This window comes from Streptomyces sp. NPDC087215, from assembly GCF_044744885.1.
GTDB lineage: Bacteria > Actinomycetota > Actinomycetes > Streptomycetales > Streptomycetaceae > Streptomyces.
In genome coordinates this window covers 20,457-40,094 of record NZ_JBIUZD010000013.1, presented here as the reverse complement: position 1 = coordinate 40,094, position 19,638 = coordinate 20,457, and the positions used below count along the sequence as shown (strand labels likewise).

General features: G+C 75.9%; 11 protein-coding genes. 3 read left to right on the top strand and 8 right to left on the bottom strand.

Annotation, left to right across the window (positions count from 1 at the left end; all coding sequences use genetic code 11):
• The first annotated feature begins 287 nt into the window (after window positions 1–287).
• The 3 genes from ACIO92_RS26785 (at window position 288) to ACIO92_RS26775 (ending at window position 7,377) form a co-directional block, all read left to right on the top strand.
• Entirely contained in the window at window positions 288–4,484 is a 4,197-nt protein-coding gene (locus ACIO92_RS26785; protein WP_402284270.1) for a serine protease, read from the top strand.
• A gap of 31 nt (window positions 4,485–4,515) precedes the next feature.
• Window positions 4,516–5,484 (top strand): bifunctional riboflavin kinase/FAD synthetase, encoded by a 969-nt coding sequence (locus tag ACIO92_RS26780; RefSeq protein ID WP_366443999.1) that lies wholly within the window; start codon window positions 4,516–4,518, stop codon window positions 5,482–5,484.
• A 762-nt stretch (window positions 5,485–6,246) separates the two neighbouring features.
• The gene (locus tag ACIO92_RS26775) at window positions 6,247–7,377 is read left to right on the top strand and encodes a type III polyketide synthase (RefSeq protein WP_366444000.1); all 1,131 of its coding nucleotides are present in this window, start codon (window positions 6,247–6,249) and stop codon (window positions 7,375–7,377) included.
• Between the two features lie 209 nt (window positions 7,378–7,586).
• On the opposite strand, the gene ACIO92_RS26770 is transcribed toward ACIO92_RS26775, so the two are convergent.
• The 8 genes from ACIO92_RS26770 to eccE form a co-directional block, all read right to left on the bottom strand.
• Window positions 7,587–8,585 (bottom strand): ABC transporter ATP-binding protein, encoded by a 999-nt coding sequence (locus ACIO92_RS26770; protein WP_402284273.1) that lies wholly within the window; start codon window positions 8,583–8,585, stop codon window positions 7,587–7,589.
• Entirely contained in the window at window positions 8,582–9,544 is a 963-nt protein-coding gene (locus ACIO92_RS26765) for an ABC transporter ATP-binding protein (RefSeq protein ID WP_366444002.1), read from the bottom strand. The genes ACIO92_RS26770 and ACIO92_RS26765 overlap by 4 nt, the downstream gene beginning before the upstream one ends.
• Window positions 9,541–10,425: an ABC transporter permease gene (locus ACIO92_RS26760; protein ID WP_366444003.1), complete on the bottom strand. Its 885-nt coding sequence runs from the start codon at window positions 10,423–10,425 to the stop codon at window positions 9,541–9,543. The genes ACIO92_RS26765 and ACIO92_RS26760 overlap by 4 nt, the downstream gene beginning before the upstream one ends.
• Window positions 10,422–11,483: an ABC transporter permease gene (locus ACIO92_RS26755; RefSeq protein WP_366444004.1), complete on the bottom strand. Its 1,062-nt coding sequence runs from the start codon at window positions 11,481–11,483 to the stop codon at window positions 10,422–10,424. The genes ACIO92_RS26760 and ACIO92_RS26755 overlap by 4 nt, the downstream gene beginning before the upstream one ends.
• 3 nt (window positions 11,484–11,486) lie before the next feature.
• Window positions 11,487–13,352: an ABC transporter substrate-binding protein gene (locus ACIO92_RS26750; protein ID WP_402284285.1), complete on the bottom strand. Its 1,866-nt coding sequence runs from the start codon at window positions 13,350–13,352 to the stop codon at window positions 11,487–11,489.
• Between the two features lie 190 nt (window positions 13,353–13,542).
• Window positions 13,543–17,169: an SCO5717 family growth-regulating ATPase gene (locus tag ACIO92_RS26745; RefSeq protein ID WP_402284276.1), complete on the bottom strand. Its 3,627-nt coding sequence runs from the start codon at window positions 17,167–17,169 to the stop codon at window positions 13,543–13,545.
• Between the two features lie 217 nt (window positions 17,170–17,386).
• Window positions 17,387–18,187, bottom strand: a complete 801-nt coding sequence (locus tag ACIO92_RS26740; protein WP_366444007.1) for a hypothetical protein — start codon at window positions 18,185–18,187, stop codon at window positions 17,387–17,389.
• A complete protein-coding gene (gene eccE, locus ACIO92_RS26735) occupies window positions 18,187–19,491 on the bottom strand; it encodes a type VII secretion protein EccE (RefSeq protein WP_366444008.1) in 1,305 nt (434 codons plus the stop codon). Before eccE ends, ACIO92_RS26740 begins: the two co-directional genes overlap by 1 nt.
• Between the last annotated feature and the right edge of the window lie 147 nt (window positions 19,492–19,638).

The following is a 19,638-nucleotide window of genomic DNA, read 5'->3' as shown; positions in this document are numbered from 1 at the left end:
GGGAGGGCCCCCGGGGGGGCCCGCGATAGCCCGGCCCTGTGTTCGGCTGCGCGGGCGCCCGGCCGCTCCCGCCCCCGGGGGCCCATCACGGTGCCGGGGGGGGGGGCCCGGGGGGGGCCCCCCCCCCACCGTGTTCCCCCCTTTTTCTCTCCCCCGCGCGATTCTGTCCGGAACACGCCGCGGTATCACCCGAACAGGCAGGCGTCCGGAGTGAAAGGGGGCGTGAAAAGGGGCGTGCTCGCCTCCGTGGTTCTCGGCGCGATCGACAGCGACCTACCGTCGACGCCATGGGACGCGAGGACCTGGCGACGCTGGTGAGGATCTGCGATCCGGCGGGGCGCCCGCGCGGCGCCGGATTCCTCGCCGACCACCACGGAACGGTCGTCACCAGTCACGAAGCCGTCGAAGGACTCGGCCATGTCCTTCTCCGCGCCCCCGGCGACCGGAGCTGGCTCGCCGAGCCGGAGGCCGTCACCCGGCTCCCCGAGAGGGCCCTCGCCCTCGTCCGCACCCGAGGCCTCGGCGTACGGCCCCTGCCGCTGGCCACCCGGGGCGGGGTCGAACCCGGCACCTACGTACGGATCGCCGCCCACGGCTGGCGCGAAGCCCGCGTGCTCGGCCCCGCCGCCGTCACCTACACCGCCGCCGACCGCTCCCACCCCCTCGGCGACGCCCTCGAACTCGCCATCGGCACCGACGGAGCCGAAGCCCTCAGGCCCGGCGGACAGGCCGCCGGAGGCCCCGTCCTCGACACCGCCACCGGCACCGTCCTCGCCGTCCTCGGCACCGCCCTGCACGGCGAGCGCCCGGCCGCCGGATACGCGGTACCGCTCCGCCCCGGCGGCGCCCTCACCGCCCTGCTCCGCCGCAACGCCGCCACCGTCCCCGCCTACGGCCCCGACCTCAACCTCGCCGCCGTCCTCGAACTCACCGCCACCTCCACCGGCCCCGCCCGCGACCCCGACCTCTGGCCCGAGCCCGTCGAACGCGCCGACTGCGCCCGCGAGTTCGCCCGCTTCACCGCCGGGGACGTCCCCGTCCTCGCCCTCGTCGGCGCCCCCGGCACCGGCCGCACCACCGCCCTCGCCGCCCTCTGCGCCCGCCGCGCCCGGGGCGTCGCCCCCGCCCCCACCGTCCGGCTGCGCGGCGCCGACCTGCGCGCCGACGACCGCTCCCTCGCCGACGCCCTCGGCCGCGCCCTGCGGCAGGCCGGACGGATCGTCACCGCCTCCGGGGCCACCGGGGACACCGGCACCGCCACCCCCGAACGGGCCGCCGCCCTCGCCCGCGACGCGGGCCGACCGCTCCTCGTCCTCCTCGACGGCCCCGAGGAGATGCCCCCGCTCCTCGCCCACCGGCTCGCCGCCTGGACCTCGGCGACCGAGCACTGGCTCCGGGCCCATCAGGTCCACCTCGTCACCGCCTGCCGCCCCGAGCACTGGGAGCAGGCCGGTGCCCTCTACACCCCCGGCGCGCTGCACCGGCCCGTGACCGGCCCCGGCGGAGGACTGCCCGCCGCCGTCGCCCTCGGGCCGTACTCCGCGTCCGAGGCACGGGCCGTCCGCGAGGGGTACGGGCTCGCCGAGACCGACCTCGCCGAGGCCGACGCCCACCACCCGCTCGCCCTGCGGCTGCTCGCGGAGGTCCGCGCGGCCCTGCCCGGTGAGGTGCCGGGACGGCCGGGCCGCGAGGAGATCTTCACCGCCCATCTGGACCTGATGTGCCTGCGGATCGCCGTCCGGATCGCGGCGGGCACCCGCCCCCTGCCCGGCGGCGCCGCCGTCCGCCGTCTCGCCGCGCGCGTCACCGGCCAGGTCCACGAGGCGGCCCGCCGCTGCCTCGGCCCCGGACACGGCGTCCTCGACCGCACCTCCTTCGAGGAGCTCTTCCCCTGGCGGGAGGGCTGGGCCCCGGCCGTCCTCACCGAAGGACTCCTCACCCCGGCGGGCACCGGCTACCGCTTCGCCCACGAGGAACTCGGCGACTGGCTCCAGGCCGCCCACCTGGACGTGGACGGCGCCCTGACCGCCCTCCTCCGCCCCCGTCCCCCGACCGGCCCGGCCGCGCCCACCCCGGTCCTCTCCGGCCCGGAGACACCCGCGTCCCCCACGGGAGCGGCGAGGCCGACTGGGGCGGTTGGGGCGGTTGGGGCGGGCGGGCCCGGCACGTCCGCGTCTCCCAACGGCCCAGGGCGCCTCACCGGCCCCGCCGCCCCCGCCCCCTCGGGAGAGGTTCCCCCCGGCCCCGCCGCCCCCGGGTCCGCGGCCGGGCCCGCGGTGCCGCCGTCCGGGCCGTACGCCGGTCCGGGGGCCCCTGCTCCCGGTCCGCGTTCCGGCCCGGTAGCCCTCGCCTCCGGGCCGTACGCCCGTCCCGCAGCCGCCGCCCCCGGGCCGTGTTCCGGTCCCGCCGGGACCCCGTCCCCCGCCGGGACCGGGCATCTCACCGGCCCCGGCGCTTCTGTGCCTCACGTCGCCCCCGGCCCCGCGTCCGGCGCGCCCGCCCACGGGGCCCCCTCCGGGGCCGCAGGGGCCGAGTCCCCCGCCGGGGCCGGGCGCTTCACCGCCCCCGGCGCTCCCGTGCCCCACGTCGTCCCGGGGGCGGTCGCCCCGGGCCTCGCTCCCGGCACGCCCGCCGCCGGAGCCCCGCACCCCACCGGCCTCACCGCTCCCGGGTCTCCCTCCGTTCCCGGCGGGAGCACCCCCGGGTCCCCGGCCGGGGCCTCCGGGACCGGGCCCCGGAGCCTCTCCGGTCCCTCCGCGCCCGCCGTGTCCCGGTCCTTCGCCGACGCGGTCCCCGGCGTCCCCCGGCAGCGCACCCCCGCCGGGACCGCCCCGCCGCCCGTGCCGCGCCATCGCATCGGGCCGGTGCTCCAGGCCCTGCTGCTGCTCCACCGGGAGCACGGTCCCGAGGCCCTCGCGCCCCGGCTGACCACCCTCGCCGAGGCCCTGCACCGCTTCGCCGACGAGGGGTCCCCCGCCGCCGGGGACGGGCCCTGGTGGGCCGCGCGGCTGTTCGGGGAGGCCGTGCGCGGGATGCCGGACCCCCGCCCCTACCTGCCCGTGCTGCGACTGCTCGCCGACCGGGTCGGGGCGCGGCCCGGCCGCCCCGCCGCGTACGCCCCCTTCGGCCCCGGCTTCTGGCTCGGGCTGTCCCTCGGCGAGGACGAACGCATCGATCTGCTGCGCCGCCTCGTCCCCGCCGACCCGCCGCCCGGCGGACCCGCGGAGGACGGCCCGGCGCCCGCCGCCGGATCCCGCGCCCTCGATGCCGTCGCCGGGCTGCTCGGCCGTGACCCGAGGGGCGTCCAGCCCCTCCTGTGCCGCTGGTTCGGTGACGACCGGCCCCTGCCCGCCACCCCGCACGCGACCGTCGCCACCGCCGCGCGGGCCCTGCTGCACACGCATCGGGCGCTCGCCGCCGACGACCTGTGCGAGGCGCTCGTCGCCACCGCCCATCCGCTCGCCGAGGACCTCCTCGCCGCGCTCGCCGAGGACGAGCCCGGCGTCGTCTGCCGGGCCGTCGACCGCTGGGCCCACGACGACGGGCGCCCCGAACGGCGCACCGCCGCCCTCACGTACGGACAGCTCGTCGTCGGGCACGCCACCGCCCCCGCCGACCGGGAACTCCTCCGCTACGCGGCCCTCGCGCTGCTCGCCCGCCCCGCCGACCGGGCCCTGCACGGCCCCGCCCTCGGCCTCCTCGTCCGCGACCCGCTCACCCGGGCCCGCCACCTGCCCCGCGCCCTCACCGAACCCCGGGTGCCCGCGAGCGCCCTCGCCGCCGCGATGACGGCCGACCCCGGGCCGGTGCTCGCCGCCTTCCGCATCCGGCTGCACGGCACCGGCGAGGCGCCCGCCGCCGCCCTGCGGGCCCTCGCCGAGGTCGAGGCGCCCGCCCTCGCCCGCCGCGCCGCCGCCCTCGTCCGCGACTACGCCGCCCGCCATCCCGAGGGCGCCGACCTCGTGGCCGCCTTCGTCGACCGGCGCCTCGAGGACGGCCCGGCGGCCAGGGCCGTGCTCTTCCCGCTGACCGTCGACCTCATCCGGAGCCGTCCCGCCGCCCGCCGCGCCCTCGCGCCGGTCCTCGCCGCCTCCGGCACCGGCGCCTCCCGCCATCTGCGGACCGAACTGCTCGACGTACTCCTGGAGCACGAGCGGTACGGGACCGGCGGCGACACCGTCCTCGACGCCCTCCTGACGGCCGCCGCCGAGGACGCCGGGCGGCGCAGCGGGCCCCGTACCCGGGAGCTCGTGCGGCGGGTCGGCGCGCTGTGGCGCCGTACCCCCGAGGGCGCCGCACGGTGCGAACGGGCCCTCGCGGGTCTCGTGCGCGAGCGGCCCGCGTTCGCCGCCGCCCTGGCCGCCCCGGCGGACGACGGGCCCGCCGACCGGGAGCCGGAGCCGGTCGGGGAGGCCGGGAGTCCCGGCACTTCCATGCCGATGCGGACCGACGGCCGTGGACATGGCAGTCTTAGACCTGCGTAATCGGCGAACAGGCGGACGAGGAGCGGTCACAGTGCAACGCTGGCGTGGCTTGGAGGACATCCCCCAGGACTGGGGGCGCAGCGTCGTCACCATCGGCTCCTACGACGGGGTGCACCGCGGGCACCAGCTGATCATCGGGCGGGCCGTCGAGCGTGCCCGGCAGCTCGGGGTCCCCGCCGTGGTGGTCACCTTCGACCCACACCCCTCCGAGGTCGTACGGCCCGGCAGCCATCCGCCGCTGCTGGCCCCGCACCACCGGCGCGCTGAGCTGATGGCGGGCCTGGGCGTGGACGCGGTGCTCGTACTGCCGTTCACGGCCGACTTCTCCCAGCTGTCCCCCGCGGACTTCATCGTGAAGGTGCTCGTCGACAAGCTGCACGCGAAGGCCGTCATCGAGGGCCCCAACTTCCGCTTCGGACACCGGGCGGCGGGCAACGTGGCCTTCCTGTCCGAACTGGGCGGCACCTACGACTACGAGGTCGAGGTCGTCGACCTGTACGTCAGCGGCGCGGCGGGCGGCGGCGACCCCTTCTCCTCCACCCTCACCCGCAGGCTGGTCGCCGAGGGCGACATGACCGGAGCGGCGGAGATCCTGGGCCGCCCGCACCGGGTCGAGGGCATCGTGGTCCGGGGCGCCCAGCGCGGGCGCGAACTGGGCTTCCCGACGGCCAACGTCGAGACGCTGCCGCACACGGCGGTCCCGGCGGACGGCGTGTACGCGGGCTGGCTGACGGCGGCGGGGGAGCGGATGCCCGCCGCGATCTCGGTCGGCACGAACCCGCAGTTCGACGCCACGGAGCGGACCGTGGAGGCGTACGCGATCGACCGCGAGGGCCTGGACCTGTACGGGCTGCACGTGGCCGTCGACTTCCTCGCGTACGTCCGGGGGATGGCGAAGTTCGACACCCTGGACGATCTGCTCCAGGCCATGGCCGCCGATGTGAAGCGGTGCCGTGAGCTGACGGAGGAGTACGACCGGGAGCACCCCACGGCCCTCTGAGCCGCCGGGCCGCTCCACCGGCCGGGTGTTCTCCCGAACCGGACCGTCCGTCGTGCCCGGGGGCGGTCCCGTCGACGACCGGGACCCCACCCGCGCACCCCGGTGGCCCCGGTGGCCTTCCGAGCCGGCCCCGCAGCCCGGGGCGCGGGACGAGCGGTGTCCGCGGTCGGCGGCGGGGCAGGAGGCGTACACCGCCTCACCCACCCGGATCAGCGTCCCACCGACCTCAGCGTCCTCCACCACGATCCGCCGGGTCGGCCCACGCCGTCGCGGTGCGGGATCCGCGCGGCGCCTCGTCCACGGGCCCCGGCGGCGGCGCGGGCCCGGCCCGCGGCCGGTCGGAGCCCGGCGAGCAGCGGGCCGAAGACGGGGCCGGGGCGGCGGGGGAGCAGAGGCCGGGGCGCCGGGAGGGGCGGACGCGCGCCCGGCGCGCGCCGAGGGACCGGGGGCGCCGCCGTGCTCCCGGCGCGCGCCAGGGGCTCCGCCGTCACTTCGGGGCGCGTTCGTGCCGTCGTCACTTCGGGGGACGGCCCGGGGGACGTTCCGGGCGGGTTCGGGGGGTCGTGGGGGTCGCGGGGCGGTTGTTCACGGCGGCGTCCGACCGCGACACGCCGGGCCTGGACAGCCCCCCGGACGGAGCATCGGACCCCCGTTCGACCCGTCACCCTCCGTAGGTGAACGGACGTACGCGCGGTTGCGGGGTTGCGATCATCGGGCGAGTCTTGCGGATGTTGACGCGAACCGTACGAAGGAGCGAGCGTCGTGGTGACTTTGTGCAAGCCCGCAGTGTCCGTGCCCGAGCACGTGATCACGATGGAGGAAACCCTCGACCTCGCCCGCTCACACCATGAGGGCCACCCCCAGCTGGCCCTGGCGCTCCGGCTGATCGGCAACACCGGCGTCAACCGCCGTCACCTCGTGCAGCCCATCGAGGAGACCCTCAGGCACCCCGGCTTCGAGGAGCGCAACAAGCGGTACGAGACCGAGGCCAAGGCCCGGGTGCCCGCGGTCGTCCGGGAGGCCCTGGAGAACGCGTCCCTGCGCCCCGCCGACATCGACATGATCGTCTACGTGTCCTGCACGGGCTTCATGATGCCCTCGCTGACCGCCTGGATGATCAACACCATGGGCTTCCCCAGCCACACCCGGCAGGTCCCCATCGCCCAGCTCGGCTGCGCCGCGGGCGGCGCGGCGATCAACCGCGCGCACGACTTCTGCACCGCCTACCCCGACGCGAACGTCCTCATCGTGGCCTGCGAGTTCTGCTCGCTCTGCTACCAGCCGACCGACCTCGGCGTGGGATCGCTGCTCTCCAACGGCCTGTTCGGCGACGCGGTCGCCGCCGCCGTGGTGCGCGGCCGGGGCGGTACCGGCATCGCCCTGGAGCGCAACAGCTCCTACCTGGTGCCGGACACCGAGGACTGGATCGCCTACAGCGTCCGTGCCACCGGATTCCACTTCCTCCTCGACAAGCGGGTGCCCACCACCATGGAGCCGCTCGCCCCCGCCCTCCGCGAGATCGCGGGGGCCCACGGCTGGGACGCCGGGGACCTGGACTTCTACATCATCCACGCGGGCGGTCCGCGCATCCTGGACGATCTGAGCCGCTTCCTCGAAGTGCCCCCGGAGGCGTTCCGGTTCAGCCGCGCCACGCTCACCGAGTACGGCAACATCGCCAGCGCCGTCGTCCTGGACGCGGTCCGGCGGCTCTTCGAGGAGGGCGGGCAGGCCGAGGGCGCGCGGGGCATCCTCGCCGGGTTCGGGCCCGGCATCACCGCCGAGATGTGCCTCGGACGGTGGACGACCGCCCGGTCCTCTCCGGAGCCACAGCTCGGCTCGCGCCGCATCGTGGGCTACTCGCCCCCGTTCCGCCCGGCCCGCACCTCCGCCTGACGGGCGCGACGGCGCGGCGGCCCGACGGCCCGACGGAAGACACGGAGAGGCGGCGGGACGGGACGGACAGGGCCGGACCGGCGGAGCGTGCTCGGGCGGCGCGTGTCGCCCCGGCCCGTCACCCCTTCCCGGCCCGTCACTCTTCCCCGGTCCGCCGCACCCGCCCGACGGCGTCCGCGCCTGTCGGCCCGTGGTGTCGGCCCGGCCCGTCAGTCCGTCTCCGGCGGCTCCGCCGTCGCCCAGTGACAGGCCACCGCCCGGTTCCCGCCGCCGGTCAGGACCGGCAGGTCCTCGCCCCGGCAGCGGTCCTCGACCGCCGCCGCCCGGCCCGAGGCGAGGACCTGGCAGCGGGCGTGGAAACGGCACCCGGACGGCACCCGGGACGGGTCCGGCGCCTCCCCGGTCAGGACCACCGGGGCGCCGCCGGACTCCGGAAGCACCGAGAGCAGCGCCTGGGTGTACGGGTGCCGGGGCCGGGTCAGCACGGACTCCACCGGGCCGGACTCCACCACCCGGCCCAGGTACATCACCGCCACCCGGTCCGCGATGTTCCACGCGAGCCCCAGATCGTGGGTCACCACGAGGGCGGAGAGCCCGATCTCGTCCCGCAGCCGCAGCAGCAGCGCGAGGATCTCGCCGCGCACCGACGCGTCGAGGGAGGCCACCGGCTCGTCGGCGACGAGGAGTTCGGGCCCCAGGACCAGGGCGCCCGCGATGACGACCCGCTGCCGCTGCCCGCCGGACAGTTCGTGCGGGTAGCGCAGGAAGAACCGTTCCGGCGGACGCAGCCCGGCCCGCGCGAAGGCCCCGGCGACCGCCTCCCGCTCGTCGCCCGGGTACCCGTGGATGCGCAGCCCCTCCGCCACCGCGTCGTACACGGTGTGCCGGGGGTTCAGCGAGCCGCTGGGGTCCTGGAGGACGAGCTGCGCCCGCTTGCGGTACGCCTTGAGGGCCGTCGCGGAGCGGCCGAGCGGCTGTCCGTCGAAGGAGACCGTCCCCGCGGTCGGCCGGACGAGCCCGAGCAGCGACCGGGCCAGGGTCGTCTTGCCGCAGCCCGACTCCCCGACGAGGGCCACGATCTCGCCCGCGCCGATGTCCAGGTCCACCCCGTCGACCGCGCGGGCGGGAGCCGCGCCGCGCCGCCCGGGGAAGGCGACGCACAGCCCGCGCGCCGAGAGCAGAGGGCGGTCGCCCGTGGCCGTGGTCATGCGGTGCTCCCCACGTGGACGCAGGCGGCCCGGTGCCCGGTGCCCGCCTCCCGCAGCTCCTGGTCGTCCCCGCAGGGGTCCACCGCCACCGGGCAGCGCGGGCGGAAGGCGCAGCCCTGCGGCAGGTCCGCCGGGTCCGGCGGGTCACCCGGCAGACCGCGCGGTGCCCGCCGGGAGGCGGGGTCCCCGACGCGCGGGAACGCCGAGGACAGCGCCCGCCCGTAGGGGTGCTCGGAGGCTTCGTACACCGCCCGCGCGGGTCCCTCCTCGACGACCCGGCCCGCGTACATCACGGCGAGCCGGTCGCAGGTGTCGGCGAGGACCGCCAGGTCGTGGCTGATCATCAGGAGGCTGATGGACCGCTCGGCGACGAGTCCTTCGATCAGGCGCAGGACCTGCGCCTGGATCATCACGTCGAGCGCGGTCGTCGGCTCGTCGGCGACGATCAGCCGGGGGTCGCAGGCGAGGGCCATCGCGATCATCACCCGCTGCCGCTGTCCGCCGGAGAGCTCGTGCGGATAGGCGGCGGCGCGGGCGGTGGGCAGCCCGACGTGTTCGAGGAGTTCGCCGCTGCGGCGGCGGGCCGCCGCCGGGGTGGCCCGGCCGTGCACGAGGAGCGGTTCGGCGATCTGGTCCCCGATCCGGTGCACCGCGTTCAGCGAGTGCATCGCGCCCTGGAAGACGATCGACGCGCCCGCCCAGCGGACCGCCCGCAGCCGCCCCCACGACATGGTGAGGACGTCGTCGCCGTCGAGGAGGACGCTCCCCGAGATCCGCGCGGAGGCCGGGAGGAGCCGCAGCAGCGCGAGCGCGAGGGTGGACTTGCCGCAGCCGGACTCGCCCGCCACCCCCAGTTTGCTGCCGGTCTCCAGGGTCAGGTCGACCCCGCGTACGGCGGGCACGGCGCCCGCGCCCGTCCCGTAGGTCACGCGCAGGTCCCGTACTTCCAGGAGGCTCATCGCCCCACCCCCAGCTTCGGGTTGAGCACGGACTCGACGGCCCGGCCGCACAGCGTGAACGCGAGCGCGACCAGGGCGATGGCGATGCCGGGCGGGGCCAGGTACCACCAGTGCCCCGAGGAGACCGCGCCCGCCTCGCGGGCGTCCTGGAGCATCCCGCCCCAGGAGACCACCGTCGGGTCGCCGAGCCCGAGGAAGGCGAGGGTGGCCTCGGTGAGGATGGCGGCGGAGATGCCGAGGGTGGTCTGGGCGAGCACCAGGGGCATCACGTTCGGCAGCACGTGCCGGGTCATGACGTGCCGGTGGCCGCCGCCCAGCGCGGTCGCCCGCTCGATGTACGGGCGGGACTCCACCGCGATCGTCTGCGCCCGGACCAGACGGGCGGTGGTCGGCCAGGACGTCACGCCGATGGCCAGGACCACCGTCCACACCGACCGGGACATGACGGTGGCGAGGACGATCGCCAGGACGAGCGTCGGCATCACCAGGAACCAGTCGGTGATCCGCATGACGACCGTCGAGAACCAGCCGCCGTAGTGCCCGGCGACGATCCCCACCACGGTCCCGATGGCGACGGAGAGGGCCGCCGCGAGCAGCCCGACGAGCAGCGAGATCCGCGCCCCCCAGACCAGCAGGCCGAGCAGCGAGCGCCCGAACTGGTCGGTGCCGAGCGGGAACCGGGCGCTGGGCGGTTCCAGGGCGGTGCCGGTGGCCCCGGTCACCGACTGGACGTCGGCGCCGACCAGCAGGGGGGCGGTGAGCGCGAGCAGGGCGATCAGGGCCAGGGCGGCGAGCCCGTACAGCCCGGCGCGGTGGGCACGGTAGCCGCGCCAGAAGCGGACGGCGGTCTCCCGGCGGCGGCGCCGGGTCAGCGAGGTCATCGGCCCACCCGGGGGTCGAGCAGCGGGAGGAGCAGGTCGGCGATCAGGTTCATCAGGATCATCGCTCCGGCGAAGACCACGAAGAGCCCCTGGACCAGCGGCAGGTCGGGCACGCTGAGGGCCTGGTAGAAGAGCCCGCCGAGCCCCGGCCAGGAGAAGACCGTCTCCACCAGGATCGACCCGGCCGCCACATGGCCGAGGTTGATGAAGACCATGGTGACGGTCGGCAGGAGCGCGTTGGGCACGGCGTGCCTGCGGCGCACGTCGTCGTCGCGCAGCCCCTTGGCCCGCGCGGTCGTCAGATAGTCCCCGCCCATCTCGTCGAGGAGCGAGGACCGCATCACGAGCAGCGTCTGCGCGTAGCCGACGGCGACCAGGGTGACGACGGGCAGGACGAGGTGGTGGGCGACGTCGAGGACGTGCGCGAAGCCGGTCTCGCCGGTGCCCGACTCCATGCCGCCGGTGGGGAACAGCCCCGGGACCGGGCCCGCGCCGACGGAGAACACGATGATCAGGAGCAGCCCGAGCCAGAACGAGGGTACCGACCACAGCGTCAGCGCGACCCCGGTGTTCAGCCGGTCGCCGAGCCTGCCGTGCCGCCAGGCCGAACGGGTGCCGAGCCAGAGCCCGAGCGCCGAGTACAGCACCACCGCGATCCCGGTGAGCAGCAGGGTCGCGGGCAGTTTCGCCGCGATCAGCTCCCCGACGGGGGCGCGGAACTGGAAGGAGGTGCCGAGGTCACCGCTCAGGGCCTTGGCGCAGTAGTCGGCGAACTGCTGCCACAGCGGCAGATCGAGCCCGAACTGGCGCCTCAGCGTGGCGAGTTGCTCGGCCGAGGTGGGGACGCCGTGGGTCATCGCCCGGACCGGGTCGCCCGGGATGATCCGGAACAGGAAGAAGCTGGTGACGAGCACGGCGAAGAGGGAGACGAGCGCGCCGCCCAGCTTCCCCGCCGCGTGGCGGAGATAGCCGGTGGCCGCACCGGTGCGGGGGGCGCCGTCCGTGGCGCGGGCCTTCTCGGCCCGTGCCACGTCGGCGGGGGTGCTTGCCGTCGTCACCGGCTACTCGCGGTCGTCGGCGGAGGCGCGGCGGCGCAGCCTGAGGAGGATCACGGCGGCGGGCACGCCGACGACCAGGGCGATCCCGGTCCCGAGCACGGCCCCGGAGACGCCCCCCGAGCCCGCGGAGCCGGACGCGGACGCGGCGGGCACGGCGGACCACCAGCTCCAGTAGCCGTCCTGCCCCCACAGGTTCCCCGCGGCCTCGGGCATGGTCGTGATGGACGCGATCCGGTCCGTGCGGTACGCCTCCAGGGCGTTCGGGTAGGCCATGACGTTCATGTACCCCGTGTCGTACAGCCGGGACTGCATCCGCTTCACCAGATCCGCCCGCTCGGCGGTGTCGTACTCGGCCGACTGCCGCGCGTAGAGCCCGTCGAACTCCTTGTCGCAGATGAAGTTGTCGGTGGCGCCGGAGTCCTTCGGCGTCCTCGGGAGGGCGCCGCAGGTGTGGATGGACAGGACGTAGTCGGGGTCGGGATTGACCGACCAGCCGTCGAAGGCGAGGTCGTAGTCGCCCTTGACCCAGGGGTCGGAGACGCTGTCCAGGCACTCGACCTTCAGACCGATGCCCAGCTCGCCCCACCACTCCTGGAGGTACTTGCCGACCGCCTTGTCGTTCGGGTCGGTGGCGTGACAGAGGATGCGGAAGTCCAGCGGCCGTCCGTCCTTGCCCGTCCGTCTGCCGTCGGCGTTCTTCCGGTATCCGGCGGCGTCGAGGACCCGCGCCGCGGCGGCGGGGTCGTACGCCCGTCTCTGGGTGCCCCCCGGCTTCCAGAAGTACGAGGTGAAGCGGGGCGGGATGTAGCCCTCGCCCTCGACGGCGTGCCCCTGGAAGACCTTGTCGACGAGGGTCGTCCGGTCGACCGCGAGGAACAGTGCCCTGCGGACCTCCGGGTCGAGCAGCGCCTTGTGCCCGTTGCCGAAGGTGCCGCCGTCCTGGGCCCGCGCGCCCGGATTGGTGGCGAGGGCGTAGAAGCGGCGGCCGGGGGCGTCGTTGACCCTGATGTCCTTCTGGGTGGACAGTGCGGCGGCCTGGGCGGGCGTCAGGTTCGGGACGAACGACACCTCGCCCTTCTGGAGGGCGGCGACGGCCGCGTCCCCGTCCTTGTAGTACTTGAAGACCAGTTCGTCGAACTTGGGCGCACCCCGCCAGAAGGTCCTGTTCGGCTTGAGCTTGATGTACTGGTCGACCTTGAAGTCCGTGATGACGAAGGGGCCGTTGCCCACGATCGGGAACCGCTGGTCGTTGTTGAACTTCGAGAAGTCGCCGACCTTCTCCCAGACGTGCTTGGGCACGATCGGCACGTCGAGCGCGGTCATCGTCGCCTGCGGCTTCTTCAGCCGGATGACGAGGGTGCGCGGGTCGGGGGCGGTGACCCGGGCGAAGTTGGCGGTGAAGCTGCCGTTGGCGGTGGCCGCGTCCGGGTCCGTCATCATCCTGGTGAAGGTCCAGGCCGCGTCCTCGGCGGTGGCCTGCCGGCCGTCGGACCACCGGGAGTCGTCGCGGATCGTGTACGTCCACGTCAGCTTGTCCGCCGAGGAGGTCCACGCGGTCGCCAGGCCCGGCACCGGGCGGGCGTCCTTCACGTCGTAGTTGGTGAGGTACTCGTAGGCCAGCCGCTGGATGCTGGTCGAGGTGAGCTTCTGCGCCAGGAACGGGCTCAGCGAGTCGATGCTCTGGGAGACGGCGACGGTGAGCGTGGTGCCGCCGGACTTGTCGTCCCCCGCCGCGGCACCGGCCGCGGCACCAGGGGCGACGGCTCCCAGCGAGACGGCGGTGAGTCCGCAGGCGAGCAGCGGACGGGCGGCTCGGCGGGCGGCTCGGCGGGCGGTGGGGGAGGGGCGGGATGGAGCCTTCGTGACCATGACCATGTGACGTGACCTCGCGTCGGGGTTCTGTCCGGATCCTGGGCTGACCTTGGGTGGAGCGAAGGTGTACCAGCGGTGGTCTGCCGTCGTCAACGATCCCTCAAACCCCTTGTGGGCTGCGGGAATGCCAAGAGGCCCCGTACCGGGGGACCGGTACGGGGCCTCATTGGTCTACTCCTGTGCCGCCTTACTGATGAGGGGCCGGCGGTGCCTGCGGAGGCCCCTGCGGGGTCCACCCGGGCGGCGCGACCTGCGCCTCGTCACCCTGGGTGTCGGACTGCGGGGGCAACGGCTGCGGGAACCCCCCGGGCGCGCCGGGCTGCCCCGGGGGTGTCCCGTAGGGCTGTCCGGGCGCGGGGGGTCCGCCGTACGGCTGCCCCGGTACGGGCTGGCCGGGCTGTACGGGCTGTCCCGGCGGGTACTGCCCCGGCAGCGGCTGCTGTCCGGGGAAGGGCTGTCCGTGCGCGGCCCCGTACGGCTGACCGGGCGCGGGCGGCCCGGCGTACGGCTGTCCCGGGAACGGCTGGCCGGGCTGCCCCGGCAGCGGGCCGGGGGGCTGGGGCGGGTACGGCTGTCCGGGCGGGGGCTGGGCTCCGTAGGGCTGTCCGGGCGCGGGCGGTCCGCCGTACGGCTGCCCCGGTACGGGCTGGCCGGGCTGGCCGGGCTGTACGGACTGTCCCGGCGTGTACTGCCCCGGGACCGGCTGCTGTCCGGGGAAGGGCTGGCCCGGGGGCGTCCCGTACGGCTGACCGGGGGCGGGCTGGGCGCCGTACGGGGCGCCCTGCGGCGGGGGCCCGCCGTACGGCTGGCCCGGCATCGGCGGGGCCATGTGCGGGGGCATCGCGCCCTGGCCGTCGCCCGTCCACAGTCCCTGCGCCTGCTGCGCGCGGACGAAGTCCTCGGCCACCATCGCCGACAGGTGGAAGTACGCCTCCCGGGTCTTCGGCCGCATCATGTCGAGGTCCACCTCGGCACCGGCCGACAGGTGTTCGTCGAAGGGCACGACCACGACGCCCCGGCAGCGGGTCTCGAAGTGCTGCACGATGTCCTCGACCTTGATCATCTTTCCGGTCTCGCGGACCCCGGAGATGACCGTGATCGAGCGCTGCACGAGGTTCGCGTACCCGTGCGCGGAGAGCCAGTCCAGGGTCGTCGAGGCGCTGGAGGCACCGTCCACCGAGGGCGTCGAGATGATGATCAGCTGATCGGCGAGGTCGAGCACCCCGCGCATCGCGCTGTACAGCAGACCCGTGCCCGAGTCCGTGAGGATGATCGGGTACTGCTTGCCCAGGACGTCTATCGCCCGCCGGTAGTCCTCGTCGTTGAAGGTCGTCGAGACGGCCGGGTCCACGTCGTTGGCGAGGATCTCCAGACCGGACGGCGCCTGCGAGGTGAACCGGCGGATGTCCATGTACGAGTGGAGGTACGGGATCGCCTGCACCAGGTCGCGGATGGTCGCCCCGGTCTCGCGCCGCACCCGGCGGCCCAGCGTGCCCGCGTCCGGGTTGGCGTCGATCGCGAGGATCTTGTCCTGCCGCTCGGTCGCCAGGGTCGCGCCCAGCGCGGTGGTCGTCGTGGTCTTGCCGACACCGCCCTTGAGCGAGATGACCGCGATCCGGTAGCAGGAGAGGACCGGTGTGCGGATCAGCTCCAGCTTGCGCTGCCGCTCCGCCTCCTCCTTCCTGCCGCCGAGCTTGAAGCGCGCGGAGCCGCCGGGCGTCCGGCTCGACCGGGGCTTCTGCTTGTTGTTCCGCAGCAGCCGGTCGGAGGAGAGCTCCACCGCCGCGTTGTACCCGAGCGGGGCGCCCGGCACGGACCGCTCCCGCTGGTCGTGCGTCACGGGCGAGGGCCAGGCGGCCCCGGTCCTGGGGTCGACGGGCGGCTGCGCCTCCTGCGGCGGCGCGGCGGCGGGGTGCGGATAGCCGTACCCGCCCTGTGCCTGCGGCGGCACACCACCGGGCTGCTGCGGGTACCCGTACCCGTCGGGCTGCGGAGGGGTCCCGGGCCGGGGGAAGCCGTAGTCGCCCTGGGGCGCGGGCGGCTGCGGGGGCTGGGGAGCCTGCGGGGGCTGGGGCGGCTGGGGGTAGCCGTAGGCGCCCGGTGCCTGCGGATAGCCGTACGCCCCCTGGGGCCGGGGCTGTGCCTGCGGCGGTACGGGGCCGGGCGCGACGGGCGGCAGCGGCGCGGCCTGGGGCACCGGCTGGGCCCCGGGCGCGTGCTGCGCGGGCCACTGCGGGGCGGGGCCGGGCGCGGCGGGCTGGAAGGCGGGCGGCAGCGGCGGCAGCCCCGCCCCGGCACCCGGGGCGGCGGGAGCGAACGGGGGCTGCGGGGCGCCGGGGAACGGTCCGGGCGCGGGCGGCGGCGGGGCGTCGGCCCCCGGGAAGGGCACGGGAGGCACCACCGGGGCGCCGGGACCGGCGGCCCCGGCGGGGTCGGTCGTCCCGGTGGTCCCGGCCGGATGGGCCTGGTCGGCCGGGGGAACGGCATCGGCGACCGGCACCGCGACCGGCACCGCGACCGGCACCGCGCCGGGAGTGACGTCCGCCGGGGCGTCGGCGGACGGCTGCGGCAGGGCGTCCCGTACGTCCTCCGGCACCGCGTCGGACGAGGTGTCGGTGGTGGTGTCCGGCGCCGGGGCGGATGCCGGGGTGTCGGCGCTCGTTGCGGCTTCGGCGGCTTCGGCGGTGTCCGTGGCGGCGCCGGAGCGGTCGGCGTGCTCCGTGGAGTCGGCCGTCGGGTCGGTGATCTGGCCGTCTCCCGTCGTTCCGGTCGCTACCGGGGTGCCCGTGCCGTGCGGTTCCCCGGCGGTCACCGGCACGGAGCCATCGGCCTCGTGCTCCCCGGTCCGTCCGGCGGGGGCGGGCGCGGGGGAGGCCGGTACGTCCTCGGTGGTCTCGGGGGTCGCCGTACCGGCGGAGGCACCGGCCGCGCGGTCCGTGCCCTCACGCCGGAGCGAGACGGGGGAGAAGCGCATGGTCGCGCCGCTCTCGATGTCTCCGCCCCCGAACGGCACGGAGGCCCCCGGCAGCGGCGTGGGCGGCGGGAAGGCCATGGGCGCGGTCGCGCCGGCCGCACCGGGCACGTCGGCCGCGCCGGGTGTCCCGGGCGTCCCGGGTGCGCCCGGCGTGGGCACCCCGGCGGACGGCGTCGGCGGTGTCACGGGAGCCCCGGGCACGCTGGGGGCCGGGGAAGCGCCAGGAATCCCGGAGGTGCTGGTGGCCGGGGAAGCGTCAGAGGCATCAGGCACGGCGGGGGCACCAGGCGCACCAGGCGCACCGGACATCCCCGGCGCACCAGAGAAACCAGGAGTCACAGGAGCCACAGCAGTAGGCGCCTGGGCCCCAGAAGCCACCGGGTCACCGAGAATCCCAGGAGCCACAGGACCCCCATGACCCCCATGACCACCCGAAACCCCCGGCGCCACAGGAGGAACAGCAGGCATCGGCCCACCCGGAGCGCCGAAAGGCACCGGCGCTCCCGGGCCGGGTGTCCCGCCCGGCTGCGGGGCCACCGGCGGCAGTCCCGGCCCCGCACCGGCCGGAGGAGCCGGGGGCGCCACCGGGCCCGTGCTCCAGCCCGGTTCGAAGCCGCTGCCCGCCGGGAGGCCCGGCACCGGCACGGGCGTCCCGTGCGGCGGCGGGGGAGCGACGCCACCGCCGCCCGCTCCCGTACCGCCCGGCGCGTTCTGCGTGTACCAGGCGGGCGGGGTGTAGTCGATGGTGAACTCACCCGTCATCTCGGCGGAATCCGCGTCGGACTGATCGTCGGCGGGCGGATTCCAACCCCCGTGGATCTCGTCGCGATCGCCGTTCACTTTGCCTCCTGGAGTGGTCGAGCACCCTTGTGCCGTGGTGGGCCGGGCCCTTCCAGCCTAATCGGCGCGGGCAACCCCGGGCAGGCCCGACGAGCCCTCGCGCGGCCCGCCCGGGAATGGGTCCGGACCCCCAAGTGGCCTGCCCGCGCCGCGGGGTGAGGGGGTCCACCGTTGAAAACAATTCAAAAGGGGACGTACACGGGCGACTTGGCCGCGCTCAGTCCATCCGGCGCGCGGCGCCCAGCAGTCCGGTCTCGGCGTCGGTCGCCCGGGTCATCACGAACTGGCGGTCGTCCGGAGTGCACCAGAGGGTCACCCCGTCCGCGAGCGTGGACAGGGCGTCCCGTTCGTGGTGCGGCAGACCCATCACCCGGCCGATCTGGACGGCCTCGTCGGGCGACACCCGCTGGACGCCGACCAGCGACGACTTCTCCAGGAGCCGGGGCGCGACCGGGCTCAGATAGGGGAGCAGCGTCACCACCGACTGCCAGGGCGCCGAGACGACCCGGCCGCGCGGCGGCCGCATACCGCAGTCGCGGACCACGACCACCGGGCTGCCCGCCGACGCGCCCTGCGGCGGCACCCGCCCCACGTCGTGCAGCGTGATGCACGGCTGCCCGCCGCCGGCGGCCTGCGCCAGCGCGGTCCAGGACTGCGCGCGGCCCGTCTCGACGGCCACCCGGGCGCCGGTCGCCGCCGCCCGCAGCGCCATCACCTGCGCGGTCCACAGCCCGCCGATGAGGGTGACGTCGTACGGGACGGGCCGGTTGATGCCGAGCACGGCGGGCCGGTTCTCGGCGTCGACGCCGATGACCATGCCGTCGTCGCCGACCGGCAGGGCCAGCGCGTCGAGCTGGTCGAGCGGGACGGAGTGCCGGTCGCGGCGCGGTCCGACGAGCCCGAAGCCGAACCGGGGCCGGGCGCCCCGCCCCGGGCGCCGGGCGCCGGACCCGCGGCCGGTGGACCCCTCGGCCGCTGCGGGGCCGTCCGGGGAACCGTAGGGGGAAGGAGCGGACATCAGCGGGCACCTCCCAGCGGAAGCGTCGCCAGCATCCCCGGCACCTGTTCGCGGTCCAGTCGCACGAGCCCCGTCCTCACCCCGCGCGCCGCGCGCTCCAGTTCGTGCCGGGCGGTCACCAGCTCCTCATCGCTGCGCCCGGTGATCCGTACGTGCCCGGTCACCGTGACCTCCTGCCGGTCGCCGCCGCTCAGCGTCAGACTGAACGTCGTCGCGAGCGCGGGCAGCGAGGTCAGCAGGGCCACCAGCTGCGGCATCGACGCCCCCGCGCCACCACCCGGGCCGCCCAACTGCGGCCAGCGTCCCACCCAGTACGTCGTGTGCCGCCGGTCGTCCACCCGCCAGGTGCGGGCCGTCTCCTGCGTCCGCCGGGTCCGGGTCCGGCCCCGGCCCGCCTGCGCTATCGCCATCGGGCTCGCACAGGTCGAGGTGGCGAGCGCCGAGGTCAGCTCCTGCTCGGTCAGCACGCTCGTGGTGAACCCGGCCCCCGCCAGACGGCTCGCCAGCTGGTCCGCCGCGCGCACCACGCACTTCTGCGCCCCCGTCAGACCGCCGCCGCGCGCGGCCACCGCCTCCGGGCACAGCTCGGGGTCGAGCTTGAGCGCGATCCAGGTGATCCGGACCGCGGGCGATCCCGTCTGTGCCTGGAGCGGCCCGTAGTTGCGGGCGGCCATCGACTGCTCGGGCAGGTGCGGGGCGGGCGCGGGCTGGGTGTGCTGCACGATCTGCGCCGACTCCAGCCGGACGCCGTCCACGCTCAGCACGTCACGGACCAGCCCCACGGGCAGCGGCCGGGCCGCCCGGTCGGGGCGCAGCGCGGTGCCGTCCGACTCGACCCGCAGCACGGCGGTGAGGAAGGTGCCGTCGCCCACCATGCCGACCGGCCGCCGGTCACGGTCGCTGTACGCGTAGGTGCGCAGTGCCGGATCGCACTCCACGACCGGCGCGAACCCCGGCTCCGTGCCCTCCGGCACGGTGAAGGAGGAGGCCCGGCGGCCCCGGGCCCGCAGCGCCAGGAAGGTTCCCAGCCACTCGGGCAGGGAACGCCGGTGGCGGCGGACGACCGCCAGCAGGACGAGCACGACGGCGACCACGCCCGCGGGCACGAGGAGCACCGGCTCGACGACCCAGGCGACGAGCAGCAGGGCCGCCGCCACCTCTATCAGTACGAGCTGTTGCAATCGGAACGAACCGAAGTGTCCGGGACGGGCCTGGAGTCTCGGTGACACCGAGGAGACGGGTCCCGTGGCCGGGGGTGCGGAGGCGGTGGCCGCGGCGGGCCGCGTCCGCGTCGCGGAAACCATGATGGAGAATCCCCCTCAATTCATCCCGATCACCCTGGCCCGCCAGCACTTTGGGGGCCGGATCACCCTACCCGCCCCCCGTGCCCCGGGGGACAGCAGGCATAGTAGGGGGCCGGTCCGACGGCCGGGGTCCGGGTGTCATCTCCC

Bases quoted from the DNA above. Each gene is read 5' to 3' on its own strand.
- ACIO92_RS26785 (WP_402284270.1), top strand. From the start codon at position 288: ATGGGACGCGAGGACCTGGCGACGCTGGTGAGGATCTGCGATCCGGCG.
- ACIO92_RS26770 (WP_402284273.1), bottom strand. From the start codon at position 8,585: ATGACCACGGCCACGGGCGACCGCCCTCTGCTCTCGGCGCGCGGGCTG.
- ACIO92_RS26765 (WP_366444002.1), bottom strand. From the start codon at position 9,544: ATGAGCCTCCTGGAAGTACGGGACCTGCGCGTGACCTACGGGACGGGC.
- ACIO92_RS26760 (WP_366444003.1), bottom strand. From the start codon at position 10,425: ATGACCTCGCTGACCCGGCGCCGCCGCCGGGAGACCGCCGTCCGCTTC.
- ACIO92_RS26750 (WP_402284285.1), bottom strand. From the start codon at position 13,352: ATGGTCACGAAGGCTCCATCCCGCCCCTCCCCCACCGCCCGCCGAGCC.
- ACIO92_RS26740 (WP_366444007.1), bottom strand. From the start codon at position 18,187: ATGTCCGCTCCTTCCCCCTACGGTTCCCCGGACGGCCCCGCAGCGGCC.
- eccE (WP_366444008.1), bottom strand. From the start codon at position 19,491: ATGGTTTCCGCGACGCGGACGCGGCCCGCCGCGGCCACCGCCTCCGCA.